This window comes from Oceanobacillus oncorhynchi, assembly GCF_000821065.1.
In the GTDB taxonomy this organism is placed as follows: Bacteria; Bacillota; Bacilli; order Bacillales; family Amphibacillaceae; genus Oceanobacillus; species Oceanobacillus oncorhynchi.
Genome location: NZ_CDGG01000001.1, coordinates 1127457 through 1145162, shown reverse-complemented (window position 1 = coordinate 1145162; position 17706 = coordinate 1127457). Strand labels below are relative to the sequence as shown.

The following is a 17706-nucleotide window of genomic DNA, read 5'->3' as shown; positions in this document are numbered from 1 at the left end:
GTGTCCACTCCCTATCTTTTTAATTCAATACTATATTGATATTTATCGCTTCGATATCTTGTTTTGGTATATTCAATTGGACGATCGTCCATTCCATAGCTGACTTTTGTCATTTCTAACAGAGCTTCCCCCGGACGAATCCCTAAATAATCCGCTTCATCCATTGTTGCGTTAATTGCTCTGATGGTTTCTTTTGCACGCTTCAAATAAATATTATGCTGCTCTAAAATTTCATAGTAATGCGCTTCATTCAGATTATGTGTCTGCAATAATTCTCCAATGTCCTTTGGCCAGCAGGATCTTTCAATCGCTATTGGAATATCATCTGCCAGCCTGATTCTTTCCACCAGCAGGATAGGATCTTTTTCAGAAACCTCTAATATATCCTTTTCGAAAAAAAACGTTGATTTAAATTCGCTTCGTAAAACCTTTGCTCTAGGGATTTGTCCTCTTTCTCTTGCTTCTTCTGTAAACCCTTTTAGCTTGCCCAAGTGCCCTACCAGATTTTGCGGCCGGACAACAGTCCCTCGTCCCTGTTTCTTTTCAAGTAAATTATCCTGAACAAGCAAGTTTATTGCTTGTCTTATGGTCGTTCGGCTGACATCAAATTCTGAAATTAATTCTTGCTCTGTAGGAATAAGCGTATCCGCCTTCCAGATACCTTCCTGAATACGTTTATATAATTCTTTCTTCACTTGTAAATACAATGCCTCGCCTTTTTTAGGCTCAAAACGGCTCCCTGACATAACTATCTCTCCTAGGAATCGGTGAAGGATAAGAAGGAAGGTCTTCTCCAATTAATGGAGTCAACCACTCATAATATGCCTGATGATTATCAATAAAATAATCCGGCAGCAACCTTTCTCCCTCTTGAACTACTTCCTTCAAATCGACTGGTATTTTATTTATATTATAGTCGAATTGTTTCGTTCTTTGTAGGGAAACCATGATTTTATTTTTGCCTTCTCTTAACCATTTGCCCCCACAGATTCCAGCTTGAGATGCTTCCTTATAGTCCACTGGTGAAACAGACATGGAAGAACTGCGCTGGTTCATCCCCAGCAGCTCTGCTCTTGCCATTATCTTTAATTCCTTTTTTATTAAAAACTCGATTTCTGAGGAAATCCCGCCAAGTATCTTTCTGCCATCAACAACTTCCTTCTCAATTTGATCTGCTCCTTCCCATTTCACCCCCTCACTCACTACGATTACAGCACAACCATTCTTCTGAATTATTTTATCAACTTCTTTTAAGAATATTTCTTTTTTTACAGGTCTTTCCGGAATTAAGATGATATGCGGACCGTCCTCTTCATATCTGCGAAGAAATCCAGTAGCCAGCGCCAGCCAGCCGGCATTTCTACCCATCGTTTCTAAGATTCGGACCTGTTCAAAATTTCTCATGGAATAAAGATCTCTGCTGATATCTAAGGTTGATTGAGCAACATACCTTACCGCACTGCCAAAACCCGGCGCATGATCCGTTCCTCCCAAATCATTATCCACTGTTTTCGGTAACCCGATAACTTGTAATTCATACCCTGTATTTGCCGCTTCCTGTTCAATTTTACTTAAAGCTTCCATTGTGCCGTTACCACCGATTACGACAAGCGCATCTGCCTGTATGTTTCTTAATTGCTGAACACATTGTTCGATATGCTCAGCTTCCAAAGGAAATCGTCCAGACCCAAGGCAGGCTCCCGGCACATGTTTGTTTTCTACAATCCAGCTGTTTATTTCATCTGTTCCATCCAAAAAATTTCCGTAAACCAGGCCTTCGTAGCCGTTTTGTAAAAAGGTAAGGTTGTATTCATCCATCACTTCCTCTACAAAACCCGCTAATGTTGCATTGATAACAGAAGTTGGACCGCCTGCCTGTCCTATAACAACCTTTTTCATGAAAGAACTTCTTCCGAACGACTGTTATATACCACAGTTTCAATATTCAGCTGTTTGCCCAACTCGATTAATTCATCCGTTATATCTGCATATACAAGGGCGTAATGTGGTTCAAATCCTTCATCCATTAAATCATAAAGCGTATCTGTTACGTTTGTTCCCAATTCTACTTCTACAGAGGTTCCATTAAAACGCTGCGGTGTATCCAATGCTTCTCCTGACATGATAAGCATGCGGTATCCTTCCGGTGTATAGCTTACTCTGAAAATAGTTACTTTTCCCGGTTTTAAACCAAATTCCATGGTAAATCCCAGTTTTCTATTTGGATGGACCCCGGGACGTGCTCCAGTTTTTGGATTTGCTAAAGAATATGCACCTGCCCCGCAATGCCAAAATACCACAGAATTGCTTTCTTCATTAACATGTACCATATCTCCTAAATAAGGAGCACTTCCTCCTGACAGCTGCTGCAGAATTGACATCGAGATAGCCCCATGAATATCCGATTCACAAGCTGAAACGATACCGTCTTCAGTAAATTGTGATAGTGTTGAGCAGGCTGCAGCACCTAATTTATTGAAAAATTCCGGGTAACAACGTACTGCTGTTCCTGTAAGTTCCTCTTGATCAATTTGCTCTTTGACATAGGTGGTGAATTGTGCAAATCGTTCTACTGTTTCATCAGATCTGTTTAATCCAATCACCTGCTTCTCAGCTCTCTCAATGGCTCCAATCCATTTTTCCTTCGGGAGCTCCACACATTTCTCAAACGCTTCATTTAAATCAAAAAATTTCACCGAAACCCCCAGCTGTTCTCCAAGTTTTTCTTCATTTGTACCAGAGAAAAAGAATCCTGGTGGATGATCTCCAAAAACGCCAATTTTAATATTTTGAAGATCTTTAATAACTTTTTCTACTTCTGATTTTTGTTTCGTATTTACTTCAATCAGGGTATTAATTGTTTTTACGTTTCTTTCCTTTTCTTCTTGAACCCCATTTAGATAGTTCGATAATATTTCTTTGACTCTTAATTCTCCTGCATTGCCAAATACAAAGACATACGGATGTTTCGCAGCTTTTAGGTGATGGCTGGTTGCATTTCCTCCAGTTAGAGAATTTAACCGTAATCTTCCGCCAACACTAGGCTCTCTGACACTCCAGACTATAATCGGAGCTTTCACTACTTGAATCAGTTCTTCCACAGCAGCAGCATCAGCAAAAGTTGCATGTTGATAGACAACGTAGGATATATCATTTAAATCCTCTGTATTCAGAAAATCCATTACATCTTCAGTAGACGTAATAATCTCATTTGGTTCTATTAACGTATCAGCCAATTCACGTAAGAGTTTTGAGCTTTGTTCCCTCTGCTCTTCAGCAGCTTTTAAATCAAACGTTTTTCTTCCAATTGGAATATATACTATTTTATTAACCATGTAATTTCCCCTCTTTCCAAAAACATTTTATAAACACTGAATTAGAAATTGAACTTCAAAGTAACTCAGCTTTTTGAACACCTTCTTTATAGAAGGATTCTTTCTATCAGATTCTTCTTAGTTATTCACCACCGTGTCTTTCGGATTTGCAGCTAAAAAATCATTTATAATTACTTTTTCACCGGTTCTTAATGATTCTTCTGCCGCCAATCCTACAACGATAGACCAGAAACCTTCCTCTACAGTGGCAGTCGAAGTTGTTTTTCCTAAAATATTATCTACAAAGTAAACATGTTCATAATAAGTTGCTCCGCCATGTCCACTTTTTTGAATCTCTGTCGGATAAACCGGCGTAGAAGTTTTCGAAGGACTTCCTCCTGCACGAATAACCTCCAAATAGTTATCTGGTCCTTCTAATGGTACAAACCGTTCTGTTTCAGTAGCTTTCAGACGTCCTTCATTTCCACAAAGCACTAATTCTTCATAAAACATAGGTGAAAACATAGATAAATTAAAATTACATTGAATACCATTTTCATATTTTACAATGACAAAGCCGCTATCAATAATATCTGAACTTTCCCCCTCATATTGGAAGGTTTGAAAGTTTACTGCCTGGCTTCCTGTTGCATATACTTCTACAGGCTTCGATTGCGCAAATAAATTAAATAAATCGAAGTAATGACAGCATTTCTCTACAAATGTTCCCCCTGATTTTTCGGAGAATTTATTCCATTGCCCTACTTTATCAAGGAAAGGTACACGATGCTCCATAATGGAAATCGTTTTAATGTCACCAACTGATTTTCTTTCCAGTGCTTCATGAATTGCTTCTACATAGATTGGTTTATAACGGTATTGCAAACCTATTTGAAAAATACTTGGGTAATCTTTAGCAATCTCCATGATTTCGTATGCATCTTCCAGATTTGTGGTCATTGGTTTTTCTAAAAAAATATGTTTTTTCGATTTCGCCGCTACCCGCACAACATCTATATGCGTATAGTTTGGCGTACAGATTAACAATGCATCCGCTTCCGGATCATTACATGCTTCTTCTAACGATTCAAATACGTTTATATCTCCAGCCTGCAATTCATTAACAAATACGTCTTTCGCCTGCTCAATACTTTTTTCATTTGGATCATATAATCCATTAATGGTTGCCCGGCCTTCCAGTATGGTTACTTTCATATGTTCCTGCCCAATATTCCCTGTACCTATTAAATTGAATTTTAATTTAGGCTGATTCTCTACGGTCAGATAACGATCTTCCCCTGGTAAATAATCAAATTTTGATTTATCGAAACCCGCTAAAATATCTAATTCCTGTCTTTCTACTGTCATTTCTCCATCTCTCCTTTAAATTTAGTAAATCTTATATCGTTTCTAATTTAAAATTTTCTCCAATAATTCCAGGATAGGCACCTTTAGAAATAAGCGGTGTTCTATCTGGATGTGCAAGCAGCCATTTATTTTTCATAAATAGCAGTTTGTCCTCTTCGGTTATCACTGATTTGCTGAAATCAATAGGTTCATTGGTTCCTTTAGGTAAGATAACCATACACTTAAAACCTTCCTCATTCACTTTACAAGGTGCAAAATGCAATGTAGTCTGATAAATTTCTATCATTGTTCCTTTAGGCAAATAGAAAATATCCAGATTTTCCGTTTTATACTTATTTTTGTGAATATCTCCGGTGTGTCCTAAAATAAGAATTAAATCGGTAACAGCAATGTTGATTTCACTGCCTTTATGATATTCTAACCCATTCAAATGACTATTGGGACCATTACAATATCCAACCTGTATCTCCATTCCTCCAAACAGGGTTGTTTGGATTTTTTCTGTCAGCTTTGCTTTTTCTAAAGCTGTATCAGAAGCAATATATTGATTTACATCCTGAGGAATCTCTATCTGCTTCATGGTTTCATTCCATTCGCTCCAATCAAATCCCGTTAGAATCCTGCCATATTTTTTAAATTTATCCGCTGTAATAGAGTGAATCGTCTTATTTGAATTATTTTCTTGCAATTTCTTTAGTAGATTATTCATCCTCTACCTCCCTCATATATAATGCTAAGCTTCTTTCTTTAGTTGCTCTTCATGACTGCTTAACAGTTTGTCTGCATATTTTTTATTCCACGATTTAAGTGCAATAAGATAAAGAATGATCGTTACAACGATAAGAGCAATCGTTGCCGGCCAGAACCAGCCTGAGATAATATTTTCCGGCGAAGCCACGCCAATTGGCGAGAATAAAATATAACTGAATACCATTGCACTTAATAACAGAATCGTTACTGGCAATGCATATTTCCAAGGAACCATGCTAACCTGCGCGTTAACTTTAAATACAAATGGCTCTTCTAAAGGCTTTACCATTCCAATCACAAGCATAAGCGCAACTTCAATTACAAACATTAACCCTTGAATGTGAATGAAGTTGATAGCTAATTCCACATTAAAGAATGTTGGCAACCCCCAAATCAAGAAATAATATGCTATTACATGGAGTATAATCGTAACTTTCGGCGCTATGGAAGGAACACGTTTAGAAAAAATCCCCACTAACACAATTGCAATAATTGGAATATTGAAAAATCCAGTAAACTGACGAATCAGAGTCCATAACCCGTCAGGAGCATTGATTAACAACGGAGAAATAAAAAACGTTATTAATGCCAAAATCGTTCCAAACCACTGACTGACACGTATCATTTTTCTATCACTGGCATCTTTGTTAATAACTACCTTATAGACATCATATACAAACAACGTAGAAGCACTATTTAATAAGGAGTTAAAGCTGGAAAAAACAGCTCCTAATAATACAGCTAAGAAAAATCCATTTAAAAATGTAGGGAAGATATCACTGATTAATGTTGGATATGCCAGATCCATTGTCTCTAACCCCGGTCCATATAAATGGAAAGCAATAATACCTGGAATCATCATCAAGAATGGAACTAAAATTTTTAGGAAACCTGTAAATAACGCTCCTTTTTGACCTTCTGCCAAACTTTTTGCACCCAGTGTTCTTTGAATAACATACTGATTTGTGCCCCAATAAAATAAATTAGCAAATAGCATTCCTGTAAAAATAGCTCCAAAGGGAACTCCATCATCACTTGATCCGATAGCATTCATTTTTTCCGGATGTTCTGTCGTAATCGTTTTCATTCCTTCGAATAAATTACCATCACCTAGAGCAATGAAACCCAGAACTGGTACAAGCAAACCAACAATCAATAATCCAATTCCATTGATTGTATCCGAAATAGCTACAGCTTTTAAACCGCCAAAAATAGCATAGATAGAACCAATAATACCGATAACCCAAACTACTACCCACATCGATTGCTCAAAACTAATCCCAAGCATATTAGGTATATCGAATAATTGTAATACCGCAATAGATCCCGAATAAAGTACAGAAGGGATTGTAATCAATCCATATCCCAGCATAAACAATAACACAATCAACAATCTCGTACCCTGGTCAAATCGGTTATTGATAAACCCAGGAAGTGTTGTGAAGGCTCCGCCCAAATATCTTGGAAGTAACACAAGAGCCAGCATAATAACAGAGAATCCAGCTGTAACTTCCCAGGCCATATTTGATAAGTTTGCACTATATCCTTGTCCATTTAAACCAATTAATTGTTCGGCAGATAGGTTTGTTAAAATTAATGATCCGGCTATAAACCCGCCGGTCAATCCTCTGCCAGCTAAAAAATAACCTGTTGAATCACTTACTGTATTCTTTGTTTTATGATAAGAATACCAAGCCACCAGTCCCATAAAGAAAGCACATGTTATTAATGTAAATGCAATACTCCCCATCCTTGCTCCTCCTTTTAGATAACACGTTATTTCGTATTTTTAAACGTCCTGCCCCTCGACTGTTTTATTTGTTATCCATTTTTAATTACTCAAATTTAAATCTACCCCCTAGTTAACATCATTATGTTTTAAAAAACATCACTATCTTTAAACATATTATATTGGAAACGTATTCAAAAATGCAAGCTTTTTTTTAATTTTTTTAATGAATTATAGTTTAACAGGGCATATTTATATAGAAAACTGTTGCAGATTCAGACAAAGGTCAGATAAAGAACTGCATTTCGATTATTATTTTTTCTTTATTACTCAACTTTCGCAGCTAGAAACAACGTTCAAATTAATTAGCTGTAAAGCTTATATCTGTTCCATTACGGCCATTGACAAATGAAATAAAGAATACGGTTTATCGACTTTTAAACAAGTCCACCTTTGCCGGGAGAAGATTTTTATTGTACCTGAGCAATCATACCATCAAAAAGTTAACAAACTTAACCGATCATAATTGGCCGAAAACATTGATTGTAGACGATTGTTCGCATAACCGTAACCACAGTAAATTGGTTGAATTATTGGCTCGCTATTTTAACCATTCATCCCAAAAAATGCGCTTTTATAAAGGATTTCGCATGCTTACTCTTGGGTGGCCCGATGGCGCCACTTTCATTCCAGTAGACTTTTCTTTATTAAGCTCGAAGAAAAGCCAAATTAACGACATTTCATCAAAGATTGACAAGCGTAGTTCAGGCTATAAACGCAGAGTAGAAGCACTTCAAACTACAGCCGAACAAATACCTGGTAAGATTGAGCGTGCCATGAAAACAAGCGTGGATGCCTCTTATGTGCTGATGGATTATTGATTCACGTACCAGCCTCTCGGATAGAGATAAAGACCAAGGGCTTGATGTTATTGGCATGGTGAAAACTTGAAACAACGTTACCCCTTTCAAGATAAGCACGTAAGCCTACTTATCAAGTATTATTAAATCAGAACTTAGAAGTAGTCAAATAATTAACAAAAGATACATATGGAATAGTATACGTAACAATAATATGATAAGATTTACAAGGAATAATAAGCATTTTGGATTTTAAACGTTATATACTTTTATAATGGATGAGTTAAAATGAAGGAGATTTTTCTTTGAAAATTTTCAAAAGAACTATGTTAATCGTTGGAGGACTAGTCTCTCTAGCAGCTATATGTTTTTTTATCTGGTCACAAATCACATATAAGCCTACTAATGAACTTAAAGAGCTTGTTAATCTTTCCGAGGTAACTAATAATGAGGAAGGCTCTACTTATGTTTTTACACCAGAAGAACCATCCAAAGTTGGAATTATATTATATCCTGGTGCTAAAGTAGAAACACTGGCATATAGCTATCTCGCGGAACAACTAGCAAACGAAGGCTATAATGTGTTCATACCATCAATGCCATTAAATTTTGCCATATTCGGGATAGATAGAGCGGATGAAGTCATGCAACTTGATGAATCAATTACAACTTGGTATATTGGCGGACATTCATTAGGTGGATCAATGGCAGCGGCTTATACAAAAAAAAATCCTGACAACGTTGATGGATTATTCTTTCTGGGATCGTATACAAACGATAGCAATAATTTATCAGAGCTAACTATTCCTTCTCTTTCTATCTATGCAGAATTTGATGGATTAAGTACCTTGAATAAAATCGAAAAAAATCGTATCTATAATCCGAAATCAACTGAGTACTTTGAAATTAAAGGTGGAAATCATGCGCAATTTGGTATGTATGGTGAGCAAAAAAATGATTTAGATGCATCTATATCTCCGAAGAAACAGCAGGATTTGGTCATTGAAAAAATCATTAATTGGCTAGAGCAGTTATGATTCTTAATTTAGCTAAATGAAAAATGAGGAGGTAGCACACCGTTTATTTGTGAAGAACTGTTGCTACCTCCTTCTTTAAAAATGCTTCCATTATTTAAACTCATGTTTATAAAATTGACTTTAATAAAGCCGTCTATATATTGAGTTAAGTTTTCCTCTGAAAGTAAGCTGTTCCAAGTAATGAAATGATTAATATCAACTCAAAAAGATTGGTAATAGCACCGCTCTTTATAGGCCACTGAATAGCACTTCCAATTATCATTAATAAAGAGCCAATAAAAAAACAAGCCCATTTCTGTTTAATCCATATGAGGATAGAAACTACAACTAATACGAATGAGACAACCAATATCATGAATGGGGGACCGCTTGAAGGATCTAAGCTCCTATAACTCAGCACTCCAAATTCCCATTTTGCTTCGATGTTAAGATTAAATACTTCAGTAAATAATTCCAAAAACACGAGTAATGCAGTTAAACCTATAGCCAAAATTCGGATAGAAGTCTTTCTTGCCCATTGCATGTTTGCTTGCTCAAGTGTTTTCCAAGCGAATAATACAAGCAATGGCGTAAAGAAAGCATGTATCCAATACCTTGCAATATTTAGGTTTTCTAAGAAATCTCCTTCACCAATAATACGGCCTATAGTAAGGATGGTATTATCATAGAATAGACCTGCGATAACAGGTAATAAGTATATGGAGCTTTCAACATAAGGTTTCTTTAATAACCTTATGACTAATAGGAGTAATATGAAATAACTGATCGAAAAAATAGCAAAGAAAATAGTATCCATTGGGTTTTCCTTTTGTTCCTAAGTTTTTAGCCAATATATCTTGCTTATATTAACTGTATCCATTTACAGTATACAATAAACCACCTAACACATTTATTTTAATAGCATATGCAAAAATGGTTGAAACAATTCTTTTATTATCATCTGTATTTTCTCGATTTGTTTATGTGTTGGAATTATTGCATATGGAAACCGCAGTAAAAGAATATGAAGGGAACAAAGCAGAAGAAGAGAAAGGAGCATAAATTTCGTAAACTAATTTTAAAACAGGTTCTATAAATAGAAACAATTGGCATTTTTTATTTACACTCCGATACAAATTAACTATATATTCCTCCATTAGGAAGGGTTTTATGTTTCTGTTTCACCGAGTATTGCGTACGCAGAGTGGCAATTCTCCTTAAATGATTAAGCCTTCCCAGATATTATAGAAGCATCTTGTACTACGGCCCCCGGCTGACTTCTGATAGTTCAGTGAACATTCGCATGTTCAGTTACGACTGTGTACCGCATTTCTATCAGGCCTCCCAGGGTAATTACACACTCTTCTTCTTCATGTCCCCACTTCATTTACTCTATGCACCCTTTCGCAGTAAGGCTTGTTTTGCAGTCTTACCCAAGCACCTCTAGCCTTCTATGAAGTTCGTGTTCCTAAGGTTAACCACTACTACTCCCTTCGCAGATCGGGACTTTAACCCTACAGAGTATACGCATGCCTCGTACACAAAAAGGGTGTTGTAACTTCTTCCAACCCGCCCATCTAAATCGCCGCCGCTACCTTTAATCCCAAAGCTTCCGGCTTGAAGTAGAAACAGCAACCGCTCCAGTATCTAATGCTGCTTTCACCTGCTCTTCCTCTTTAATCAAACCGCCGGCAATGACAGGAATATCAATTTCTCCCGTTATCTCTTCAATCACTTCAGGCATCAGTCCAGGCAAGATTTCAACATAATCCGGATGAAATCGCTGAATAAGCTTAATGCTCTGTTCTAACGCCGCACTGTCCAAGATAAAAACACGCTGGATTGCCAGCAATTTATGCTTCTTAGCAGCGGCAATCACATTGCCGCGAGTTGTTAAAATTCCATCCGGCTTTATTTCACGCTGCAGAAATTCCATGCCGTACTCGTCTGCTTTCAATCCTTGGATCAAATCAAAATGGACTAATACCTTTTTATTTGCGCGATGAGCGTAATCAATCATACTCTTGAGCTGAACTAATCTGGATTCTAAAATAATAATATGTTCGTGATTACTTTCCAATACTTTCTCAAAGTCCTTCATCCGCCGTACAGCAGGCAATACCCCATGCATCAAGAATTCCTCCCTTCATGCCCATCCGGTGATTGACGCGATTCCATTTCTTCCTTGGTATAAATAATCCGCATTGGATTCCCCCCTGCAAAAGCTCCAGCCGGGACATCTTTATGAACAAGTGTCGCAGCCGAGACAATCGCTCCATCACCGATATGCACCCCCGGCAATATCGTCGAATTGGCTCCGATCATAACCTCATTGCCAATATGCACCTCGCCCAGACGATATTCTGTAATTAAATATTCATGTGCTAAAATGGTGGTGTTATAACCGATAATGCTGTTATCTCCAACCTTGATTTTTTCAGGGAACATGGAATCAGGCATCGCCATTAAAGCAAAGGATGTACGTTCGCCTACTTTCATGCGCAACAGATGCCGATACAGCCAATTTTTCATTCTTAAAAAAGGGGTATATCGCGCAACCTGAATGACAATAAAATTCTTCACTATTTTAAAAAAAGATACGGTACTGTACATCTGCCATAGAGAATTTGCTTTATGATGAACCTTATACCTTTCCGTTCTCCGCATGCCTATTCACCTGCCACTGTTAATAAATCCCTCATTGTATCCAAATAATAGGTTGGATGATAGCTTTTTAAAAAGGCTTCCGTTTTCTCTGACCAGCTTACTGCCGCCGTTTGTGTGCCTGCCCGCTGTCCGGAAACAATGTCATGAAAATTATCTCCGACCATTAACGTTGTCTCCGGATCGGCATCCAGCAAACTCATCGCTTTTTCCACCGGTTCCGGATCAGGCTTTTTATTTACTACATCATCATAGGTAATGATGACCGAAAAGAAACCCGTCAGCTTGGTTAAATCCAGCCCCATCATCACCGTTTTTTTAATTTTTGTGCTGACGATTCCTAATGTAATATCCTTTTCATACAGCTGTTTGATTGTTTCATATACATCCGGAAAAGCTTCTACATAACGGTCATGCTCTCTCATATTATACTCCCGGTACGCAGCGACCATTTGCTCAGACAGCCCCGGATTTATTTCATAAAAGGTTTCATTTAGCGGCGGTCCGTTAAGATGTTTTATTTCTTCCGGTGTAAACTGCATATCAAATTGTTGAAATGTATGTTCAAATGAAGCACGTATCAGCTCATTTGTATCAATCAACGTTCCGTCCAGATCAAACAGAATGGTACGAATGCTCATGATGCATTTTCCTTTCTTCTTTTTTCCAGAAATAAGCAAGCGTCATCGTTAAAATAATCGCTACCGATAACCGGATAATCAATAATGGCCAAACTGGAATACCAAGCGGAATAAAGACTAGTGTATCTTCGACGACCGCATGGCAGGATACCAGAAAAATCAAGGCTAAATACATATCCTTCTTTGGCACATTATCTTCCTTTACTGCCTGCATCATAAGACCTGCTCCATAAGCAAGTCCAATCGTCAACCCGGCAACCATCGTCATGGAAGCCCGTTTATCTATCCCCAGCAGCTTCATAAACGGAGCGAATTTATTGGATAAAGCTGTCATCCAGCCCAGCTCCCGCATAACCTGCATAATAATCATTAACGGAATAACGATACAAGCTAGTTGAACAATTGCTGTCAGCGCAGCCTGCGCGCCATGGAGTGCAATCTCCCACCAATTATCCAGCACTACTTCATTACTGGAAATGAATCCATATTGAGCAAGCTCTGAACCGCCATTCCAGAATAAATTAATCAGTAGCCCGGAAATGACAGCCAGTCCGACCCGAATACCGACGATGACCCACCATCTTACTCCGACACTGGTTGCTACAGCAGATTCAATAAAAAGATTATGAGAGAACGACAGCATGACTGCCATAATAAAGACTTCCTTCACTGTAAAATCAAAGGAAATAATCGCTGCAATACCTGCATATAAATTCAAGCCATTCCCTAAAACAAGCGGAACAGCGGCTTCACCTGACAAACCGAATAACCCCATAAGCGGGGAGATGATATTCATAAACCAGGGGAAAACTGGTGTAAACTGTAAAATCGTTATAATTAATGTAATGGGGAAAATAACCTTTCCAAGCTTTAGTGTGGTCTTTAACCCCTCTTTCAATCCCCTGTAAAGCATCCCTTTCATTTTCTTACCTCATTTCAACTTAGACAATTCCATTACTTCTTTTTCTTCTTCTTTTTACCTTTATTTTTATTCGACGGCTTTGCCTGTTTCTTTTTCGCAGGCACGTCAAGGTAACGGTCGTTGGATGTTTTTATCAGATACAGCATCATGATAACTCCTGCTACAATCGTTAGTATGGAAACAACCTGCGCCGTTCGCAGTTCACCAATAACATATAAACTGTCTGTCCGGAGTCCTTCGATATAGAACCTTCCAATCGAATAGGTAACGGCATACATTAAAAATACCATGCCGCGTTTTGGATTGATCCTGCGGAAAAACAGCAGTCCGAAAAATATCAGGAAATTCCAGACGGATTCATATAAAAATGTCGGGTGATACATCACACCGTCAATCACCATCTGATTCATAATAAAGTCCGGCAAATACTGATGGAAGCTCTCATAAGCCGCCTCGGAAATTGGCCCGCCATGCGCTTCCTGATTAACGAAATTCCCCCAGCGTCCAATTGCCTGACCTAAGATTAAACTTGGTGCAATCACATCAGCAAGACGCCAGAAAGAAATTTTCTTTACTTTTGTGAACACGATAGCTGTGAGAACCCCGCCGATAATAGCTCCATGGATAGCGATACCGCCCTCCCAGACGGCAATCATCTTCCAAAGCGGACCATTCGCATATTGTTCAAATTCAAAAATGACATAATAGATTCTCGCTGAAATAATCGCAATCGGCACAGCAAAAATAATGAAATCCATAATGGTTTCTTTGCCAAGGCCGACTCTTTCTGCTTCCCTCGTTGCTAAATAAACGGCTAATACGGCCCCAACGGCGATAATAATACCATACCAATAAATGGTTAATGGCCCCAGTTCTAAAAACACGCGATCAATAGGAGCGTCTGTCCCAGTCATCTATATCATCCTCCTATTGTGATTCCAAATCACCTTGTTCAATCATTTTAGTTAACCGATCCGAAAATTCCTCTGCTGTATTCACGCCCATCCGCTTCAGACGGAAATTCATGGCAGCTACTTCGATAATAACAGCAAGGTTTCTTCCTGGTCTGACCGGTATCGTTGCTTTTGGCAAATGAACATCCATGATCTTCATGGTATCTTCATCTAAGCCTAAACGGTCGTACTGCTTCTTTTCATCCCAGATTTCCAATTGAATCACCATCGAGATCCGCTTTTGGCTGCGGATGGAGCTGGCTCCAAATAATGTCATAACATTGATAATCCCAAGTCCCCGAATCTCCAGTAAATGCTCAATCAGAGCCGGCGCATTGCCAATCAGACTCTCATAATCCTCCTGCCGGATTTCCACATTATCATCTGCTACAAGACGATGCCCCCGCTTTACTAATTCAAGCGCTGTCTCACTTTTACCGACACCGCTTTGGCCGATTATCAAGACGCCGACACCATAAATATCGATTAACACACCATGTACCGCAGTAAAAGGCGCAAATTTTGATTCTAAGTAATTGGTTAAACGGCTCAATACACGCGTGGTTGTCCGCGGTGATTGTATGATAGGAACGCCAGAGTGCTTCGATGCTTCAAAAAATTCTTCCGGTACATCCATCCCGCGGGAAATGATGATCCCCGGGGTTACATCCGTACATAGATTTTCAGCACGCTGCTTTCTCTCCGCTGCATTCAAACCCAGAAAATAAGCTAATTCTGTCTTTCCGATCAATTGCAGGCGTTCTCTGGGATAATAATCAAAAAAGCCAGTCATTTCTAATCCCGGACGTGAAATATCACTTGTGATAATCTCACGGTGAACCCCTTCTTCTCCTGCTACCAATTGCAAATGAAACCTGTCCAATAAATCTTTTGTACAGACGGTTGATACCATTTTGAAGCTCCTCTCTTCAACAAAGCTAACTGATATACATTTTAGCATAATCCATTTAAAAAACGTAGGGGAGAAGTTTTGGTGTGATTAAATTATTTTTGTTGAATAGGATAAGCTTTAACAGAGGAAAGTAAGTGTTATTTTGAAAATGCGCTTCCCATAGAACGAAGCTGTTAACAAATGTACCGGATGCATTCGTTGACAGCTTCTTCGTTTGAAAACTTATTCTACGTGCTGCGGCGCCTTTCGCCCCAGCTTCACTGTTACAGCCCCCAATAAATAATAGTGATAGTATGATCAAAAAAGTCATCTCTTCATTAATTTCTCTAACTTTTTCACATTATTTTTATCCAGTCTTTTCATGCTGCTATTAAAAATTTCCCTGCTTCCGATTCAGACGAACACTTATATTTTTTCCTCTTGCACTTCACGTTACGGAAACCGTTATACTTATCTGTAAAGGAGTTGATTCAAATGTATACCATTGGAGAATTTGGAGCAAAAACCGGATTTTCAACACGGACGCTGCGTTTTTATGAAGAGCTTGGAATTCTTTACCCAAGCAAAAGAAATGAGAGCGGTCATCGATTATATGGCTTGGAAGAACTCGCTGCCTTACAGCGTATTCAATCGTTAAAGTTTATTGGCTATTCGCTTCAGGAAATCAAAGAATTGCTCGATAAAGAAGAAATTACCTTAGAAAATTTTGTAGACTCCGTCCCTGTTCAAAGAAAGGTTTTGGTGCATAAGCGCGAAGAATTAAACCGCGCCATTGCAGCTATTGATCATGTGCAAGCACTTTTAGATGATGATTTCCCATTAGATTGGACGGTCCTCACCTCGCTGCTTCACGGGATGGAATTTGAAGAAGAGCAAAAGGCATGGATGAAGGAGCATTTTCCAGATGATTTTGCATCACTTTTCACAGATATCCCAAAGAAAAAACGTGAAAAATTAGATAGAGAATGGCTTTCCATTCTGGCCGAGGTGAAAAGACTGATGCGGGAAAATGTTCCTCCGCATGCCCCAGAAGCGCAGCAGGTATTTTTAAATATCAATGATTTATTTATGAGGATTGTCCCTGAAGATGTTATTACAGAAAATATCGATAAATGGGAGGAGCAATTGGAATCTGCTGAAGCTGATGATTTTGTAGCTCCGACTTTTTGGTCGAAAGAGGAAGAAGCTTATATGGAGGAAATCGCTAAAGCGATGGAACAGAAGTATAAAGAGAGTGAAGGGAAATAATGGACTGAAAAAGTCCGAAAGAGCTCACTATCTACACTGAATCACTTCGGACTTTTTCATTCGATATTTTTATATGTACTTTTCAAGAAAAATATAATTCTGTAAGCCTTCCCCAATCTATTTCATTTGAAACATTGATAAAGTATGGCGCTTGCCATGCTTGTGTTTTTTTTGCAGCGTTATTTAACGACTTTTCCCAAGAAGGATATACTCTTATTGCCATTTTCCCTTTGTTATCAATCGTTCTTAATATTCTTTTTTCTAAAAGCAAGGACTTTGGAAAAATAAACTGACCTTTCAGGTCTTTATCTATAATTGAAATCATTATTTTATCAGGACTTTCACTATACGCATAAGCCTGATTACGCTGATTTACATCTTTTTCCCAGAAAACAACAAAGTAGCCTTTTTTCTTTGGTGTTCGTTTAGCTAAGCGACTCCTATACATCGTTTCATGAATCGTAAAAGTAGTCCCTTCATATTCCATATTTTGCGGCTCATTCACTATATTTGTGATGTCATCATCTGTGCCAGAAAGCAATGATTTGATTAGGTTTATCGATTTTAGCATTTTTTCTTCTCCTTCCTTTTTTATCCCCCTCGCCCTCAGAGCAGCGGTATCTTGACAATATCCGTTTTAGTACACAAAGAAAAAGCCAGGCAATAACCTGACCTTCCCTTCTATCGTCGTATATCCCGGACAACACTGTTTAAAATCATCGAAATCAATGAAATCACAATCGATGCGATAAACGCCGTTCCAAACCCGTCAATGACAAAGGAAGGTCCGATAAGCGCCTGCGTAATCATCAATATAATCGCATTGACCACAATTAAAAACAATCCAAATGTGATCACCGTAATGGGCAATGTTAAAATAACCAAAATCGGCTTCACAAACATATTCAGGATGGCTAAAATAACACTTGCTAACAGCGCTGTGCCAAATCCATCCAGCTGAAATGAATCAAAAATCTGGGCAACTGCTATCAGCGCGACAGCATTTAATACTAATGAAATAACCCCCCGAAGTAACATTAATACACGTCTCCTCTAGGCATAATAAATGCAGCAATCAGATAAACAATTGCCAATGTAGAAAAGCTCGGGATAAGCAGAATCAAGAAAATAATCCGGAGCAGGGTCGGATCCACATTTAAATACTCTCCTATTCCGCCAAGGACACCAGCTAATATTTTATTGGTTTCGGAACGATATAATTTTTTCATGAAAGTACCTCCTCAGGTAATTGTTTTGCCATCTATTTATTCATGGATATGTGTGCTTCTACTGGTATATACGAAAATAGAAATGAAAAAGTTTCATTT

Annotated in this window: 19 protein-coding genes and 1 pseudogene; 4 read left to right on the top strand and 16 right to left on the bottom strand. The window is 38.2% G+C overall.

Annotation, left to right across the window (positions count from 1 at the left end; translation table 11 throughout):
• Positions 1 to 11: 11 nt before the first annotated feature.
• From BN997_RS05090 to BN997_RS05065, 6 genes are all read right to left on the bottom strand, one after another.
• Complete coding sequence (locus BN997_RS05090) at positions 12 to 746, bottom strand: GntR family transcriptional regulator (RefSeq protein WP_042530246.1); 735 nt, start codon at positions 744 to 746, stop codon at positions 12 to 14.
• Positions 727 to 1899, bottom strand: a complete 1173-nt coding sequence (locus BN997_RS05085; protein WP_042530244.1) for a diphosphate--fructose-6-phosphate 1-phosphotransferase — start codon at positions 1897 to 1899, stop codon at positions 727 to 729. The genes BN997_RS05090 and BN997_RS05085 overlap by 20 nt, the downstream gene beginning before the upstream one ends.
• Positions 1896 to 3335, bottom strand: coding sequence for an L-fucose/L-arabinose isomerase family protein (locus tag BN997_RS05080; protein ID WP_042530242.1), 1440 nt, complete (start codon positions 3333 to 3335; stop codon positions 1896 to 1898). The genes BN997_RS05085 and BN997_RS05080 overlap by 4 nt, the downstream gene beginning before the upstream one ends.
• Before the next feature lie 117 nt (positions 3336 to 3452).
• On the bottom strand, positions 3453 to 4682 hold the full coding sequence (locus tag BN997_RS05075) for a Gfo/Idh/MocA family protein (protein ID WP_042530239.1): 1230 nt from the start codon (positions 4680 to 4682) through the stop codon (positions 3453 to 3455).
• 31 nt (positions 4683 to 4713) lie between these two features.
• Positions 4714 to 5391 carry a DUF4867 family protein gene (locus BN997_RS05070; protein ID WP_042530237.1) on the bottom strand — a complete coding sequence of 226 codons (678 nt, stop codon included), beginning with the start codon at positions 5389 to 5391 and terminating at the stop codon, positions 4714 to 4716.
• Positions 5392 to 5415: 24 nt separating this feature from the next.
• Positions 5416 to 7182 (bottom strand): solute:sodium symporter family transporter, encoded by a 1767-nt coding sequence (locus BN997_RS05065; RefSeq protein ID WP_042530235.1) that lies wholly within the window; start codon positions 7180 to 7182, stop codon positions 5416 to 5418.
• 395 nt (positions 7183 to 7577) lie between these two features.
• Here BN997_RS05065 and BN997_RS05060 point away from each other — a divergent pair.
• Positions 7578 to 8150: pseudogene (locus tag BN997_RS05060) on the top strand (transposase); the annotation flags it as partial.
• A 176-nt stretch (positions 8151 to 8326) separates the two neighbouring features.
• Positions 8327 to 9058, top strand: a complete 732-nt coding sequence (locus tag BN997_RS05055; RefSeq protein WP_052484914.1) for an alpha/beta hydrolase — start codon at positions 8327 to 8329, stop codon at positions 9056 to 9058.
• A 145-nt stretch (positions 9059 to 9203) separates the two neighbouring features.
• On the opposite strand, the gene BN997_RS05050 is transcribed toward BN997_RS05055, so the two are convergent.
• A complete protein-coding gene (locus BN997_RS05050; protein ID WP_042530233.1) occupies positions 9204 to 9854 on the bottom strand; it encodes a hypothetical protein in 651 nt (216 codons plus the stop codon).
• A gap of 116 nt (positions 9855 to 9970) precedes the next feature.
• Between BN997_RS05050 and BN997_RS23670 the strand changes: the two genes are divergently transcribed.
• Positions 9971 to 10099, top strand: coding sequence for a hypothetical protein (locus BN997_RS23670; protein WP_256704976.1), 129 nt, complete (start codon positions 9971 to 9973; stop codon positions 10097 to 10099).
• Between the two features lie 535 nt (positions 10100 to 10634).
• Here the strand turns inward: BN997_RS23670 and BN997_RS05045 are convergent.
• Genes BN997_RS05045 through hprK form a run of 6 tightly spaced genes read right to left on the bottom strand, consistent with a single transcriptional unit; the run spans position 10635 to position 15130 of the window.
• Complete coding sequence (locus BN997_RS05045) at positions 10635 to 11168, bottom strand: glycerol-3-phosphate responsive antiterminator (protein WP_042530231.1); 534 nt, start codon at positions 11166 to 11168, stop codon at positions 10635 to 10637.
• The gene (locus tag BN997_RS05040; RefSeq protein ID WP_042530229.1) at positions 11168 to 11704 is read right to left on the bottom strand and encodes an acyltransferase; all 537 of its coding nucleotides are present in this window, start codon (positions 11702 to 11704) and stop codon (positions 11168 to 11170) included. The genes BN997_RS05045 and BN997_RS05040 overlap by 1 nt, the downstream gene beginning before the upstream one ends.
• Positions 11705 to 11706: 2 nt before the next feature.
• Positions 11707 to 12342, bottom strand: a complete 636-nt coding sequence (gene ppaX / locus BN997_RS05035; RefSeq protein ID WP_042530227.1) for a pyrophosphatase PpaX — start codon at positions 12340 to 12342, stop codon at positions 11707 to 11709.
• On the bottom strand, positions 12317 to 13264 hold the full coding sequence (locus BN997_RS05030; protein WP_042530225.1) for a nucleoside recognition domain-containing protein: 948 nt from the start codon (positions 13262 to 13264) through the stop codon (positions 12317 to 12319). Before BN997_RS05030 ends, ppaX begins: the two co-directional genes overlap by 26 nt.
• A 32-nt stretch (positions 13265 to 13296) precedes the next feature.
• Positions 13297 to 14178 (bottom strand): prolipoprotein diacylglyceryl transferase, encoded by an 882-nt coding sequence (gene lgt, locus BN997_RS05025; protein WP_042530223.1) that lies wholly within the window; start codon positions 14176 to 14178, stop codon positions 13297 to 13299.
• 13 nt (positions 14179 to 14191) lie between these two features.
• The gene (gene hprK / locus BN997_RS05020) at positions 14192 to 15130 is read right to left on the bottom strand and encodes an HPr(Ser) kinase/phosphatase (protein ID WP_042530222.1); all 939 of its coding nucleotides are present in this window, start codon (positions 15128 to 15130) and stop codon (positions 14192 to 14194) included.
• Positions 15131 to 15604: 474 nt separating this feature from the next.
• Here hprK and BN997_RS05010 point away from each other — a divergent pair, with 474 nt between their 5' ends.
• The gene (locus BN997_RS05010; protein ID WP_042530217.1) at positions 15605 to 16378 is read left to right on the top strand and encodes a MerR family transcriptional regulator; all 774 of its coding nucleotides are present in this window, start codon (positions 15605 to 15607) and stop codon (positions 16376 to 16378) included.
• 82 nt (positions 16379 to 16460) lie between these two features.
• On the opposite strand, the gene BN997_RS05005 is transcribed toward BN997_RS05010, so the two are convergent.
• The 3 genes from BN997_RS05005 to BN997_RS04995 form a co-directional block, all read right to left on the bottom strand.
• On the bottom strand, positions 16461 to 16949 hold the full coding sequence (locus BN997_RS05005) for a MepB family protein (protein WP_042530215.1): 489 nt from the start codon (positions 16947 to 16949) through the stop codon (positions 16461 to 16463).
• 110 nt (positions 16950 to 17059) lie between these two features.
• Positions 17060 to 17416 (bottom strand): phage holin family protein, encoded by a 357-nt coding sequence (locus BN997_RS05000; protein WP_042530213.1) that lies wholly within the window; start codon positions 17414 to 17416, stop codon positions 17060 to 17062.
• A complete protein-coding gene (locus BN997_RS04995) occupies positions 17416 to 17607 on the bottom strand; it encodes a PspC domain-containing protein (RefSeq protein ID WP_042530211.1) in 192 nt (63 codons plus the stop codon). The genes BN997_RS05000 and BN997_RS04995 overlap by 1 nt, the downstream gene beginning before the upstream one ends.
• Positions 17608 to 17706: the final 99 nt, after the last annotated feature.

What these genes read in the sequence shown, in the direction of transcription:
- lgt (WP_042530223.1), bottom strand. Translation starts at nt 14,178, where the DNA reads ATGACTGGGACAGACGCTCCTATTGATCGCGTGTTTTTAGAACTGGGG.
- BN997_RS05005 (WP_042530215.1), bottom strand. Translation starts at nt 16,949, where the DNA reads ATGCTAAAATCGATAAACCTAATCAAATCATTGCTTTCTGGCACAGAT.
- BN997_RS23670 (WP_256704976.1), top strand. Translation starts at nt 9,971, where the DNA reads ATGGTTGAAACAATTCTTTTATTATCATCTGTATTTTCTCGATTTGTT.
- BN997_RS05030 (WP_042530225.1), bottom strand. Translation starts at nt 13,264, where the DNA reads ATGAAAGGGATGCTTTACAGGGGATTGAAAGAGGGGTTAAAGACCACA.
- BN997_RS05075 (WP_042530239.1), bottom strand. Translation starts at nt 4,682, where the DNA reads ATGACAGTAGAAAGACAGGAATTAGATATTTTAGCGGGTTTCGATAAA.
- hprK (WP_042530222.1), bottom strand. Translation starts at nt 15,130, where the DNA reads ATGGTATCAACCGTCTGTACAAAAGATTTATTGGACAGGTTTCATTTG.
- BN997_RS05000 (WP_042530213.1), bottom strand. Translation starts at nt 17,416, where the DNA reads ATGTTACTTCGGGGGGTTATTTCATTAGTATTAAATGCTGTCGCGCTG.
- BN997_RS05070 (WP_042530237.1), bottom strand. Translation starts at nt 5,391, where the DNA reads ATGAATAATCTACTAAAGAAATTGCAAGAAAATAATTCAAATAAGACG.
- BN997_RS05085 (WP_042530244.1), bottom strand. Translation starts at nt 1,899, where the DNA reads ATGAAAAAGGTTGTTATAGGACAGGCAGGCGGTCCAACTTCTGTTATC.
- BN997_RS05090 (WP_042530246.1), bottom strand. Translation starts at nt 746, where the DNA reads ATGTCAGGGAGCCGTTTTGAGCCTAAAAAAGGCGAGGCATTGTATTTA.
- BN997_RS05040 (WP_042530229.1), bottom strand. Translation starts at nt 11,704, where the DNA reads ATGCGGAGAACGGAAAGGTATAAGGTTCATCATAAAGCAAATTCTCTA.
- BN997_RS05010 (WP_042530217.1), top strand. Translation starts at nt 15,605, where the DNA reads ATGTATACCATTGGAGAATTTGGAGCAAAAACCGGATTTTCAACACGG.
- BN997_RS05065 (WP_042530235.1), bottom strand. Translation starts at nt 7,182, where the DNA reads ATGGGGAGTATTGCATTTACATTAATAACATGTGCTTTCTTTATGGGA.
- BN997_RS04995 (WP_042530211.1), bottom strand. Translation starts at nt 17,607, where the DNA reads ATGAAAAAATTATATCGTTCCGAAACCAATAAAATATTAGCTGGTGTC.
- BN997_RS05080 (WP_042530242.1), bottom strand. Translation starts at nt 3,335, where the DNA reads ATGGTTAATAAAATAGTATATATTCCAATTGGAAGAAAAACGTTTGAT.
- BN997_RS05045 (WP_042530231.1), bottom strand. Translation starts at nt 11,168, where the DNA reads ATGCATGGGGTATTGCCTGCTGTACGGCGGATGAAGGACTTTGAGAAA.
- BN997_RS05050 (WP_042530233.1), bottom strand. Translation starts at nt 9,854, where the DNA reads ATGGATACTATTTTCTTTGCTATTTTTTCGATCAGTTATTTCATATTA.
- ppaX (WP_042530227.1), bottom strand. Translation starts at nt 12,342, where the DNA reads ATGAGCATTCGTACCATTCTGTTTGATCTGGACGGAACGTTGATTGAT.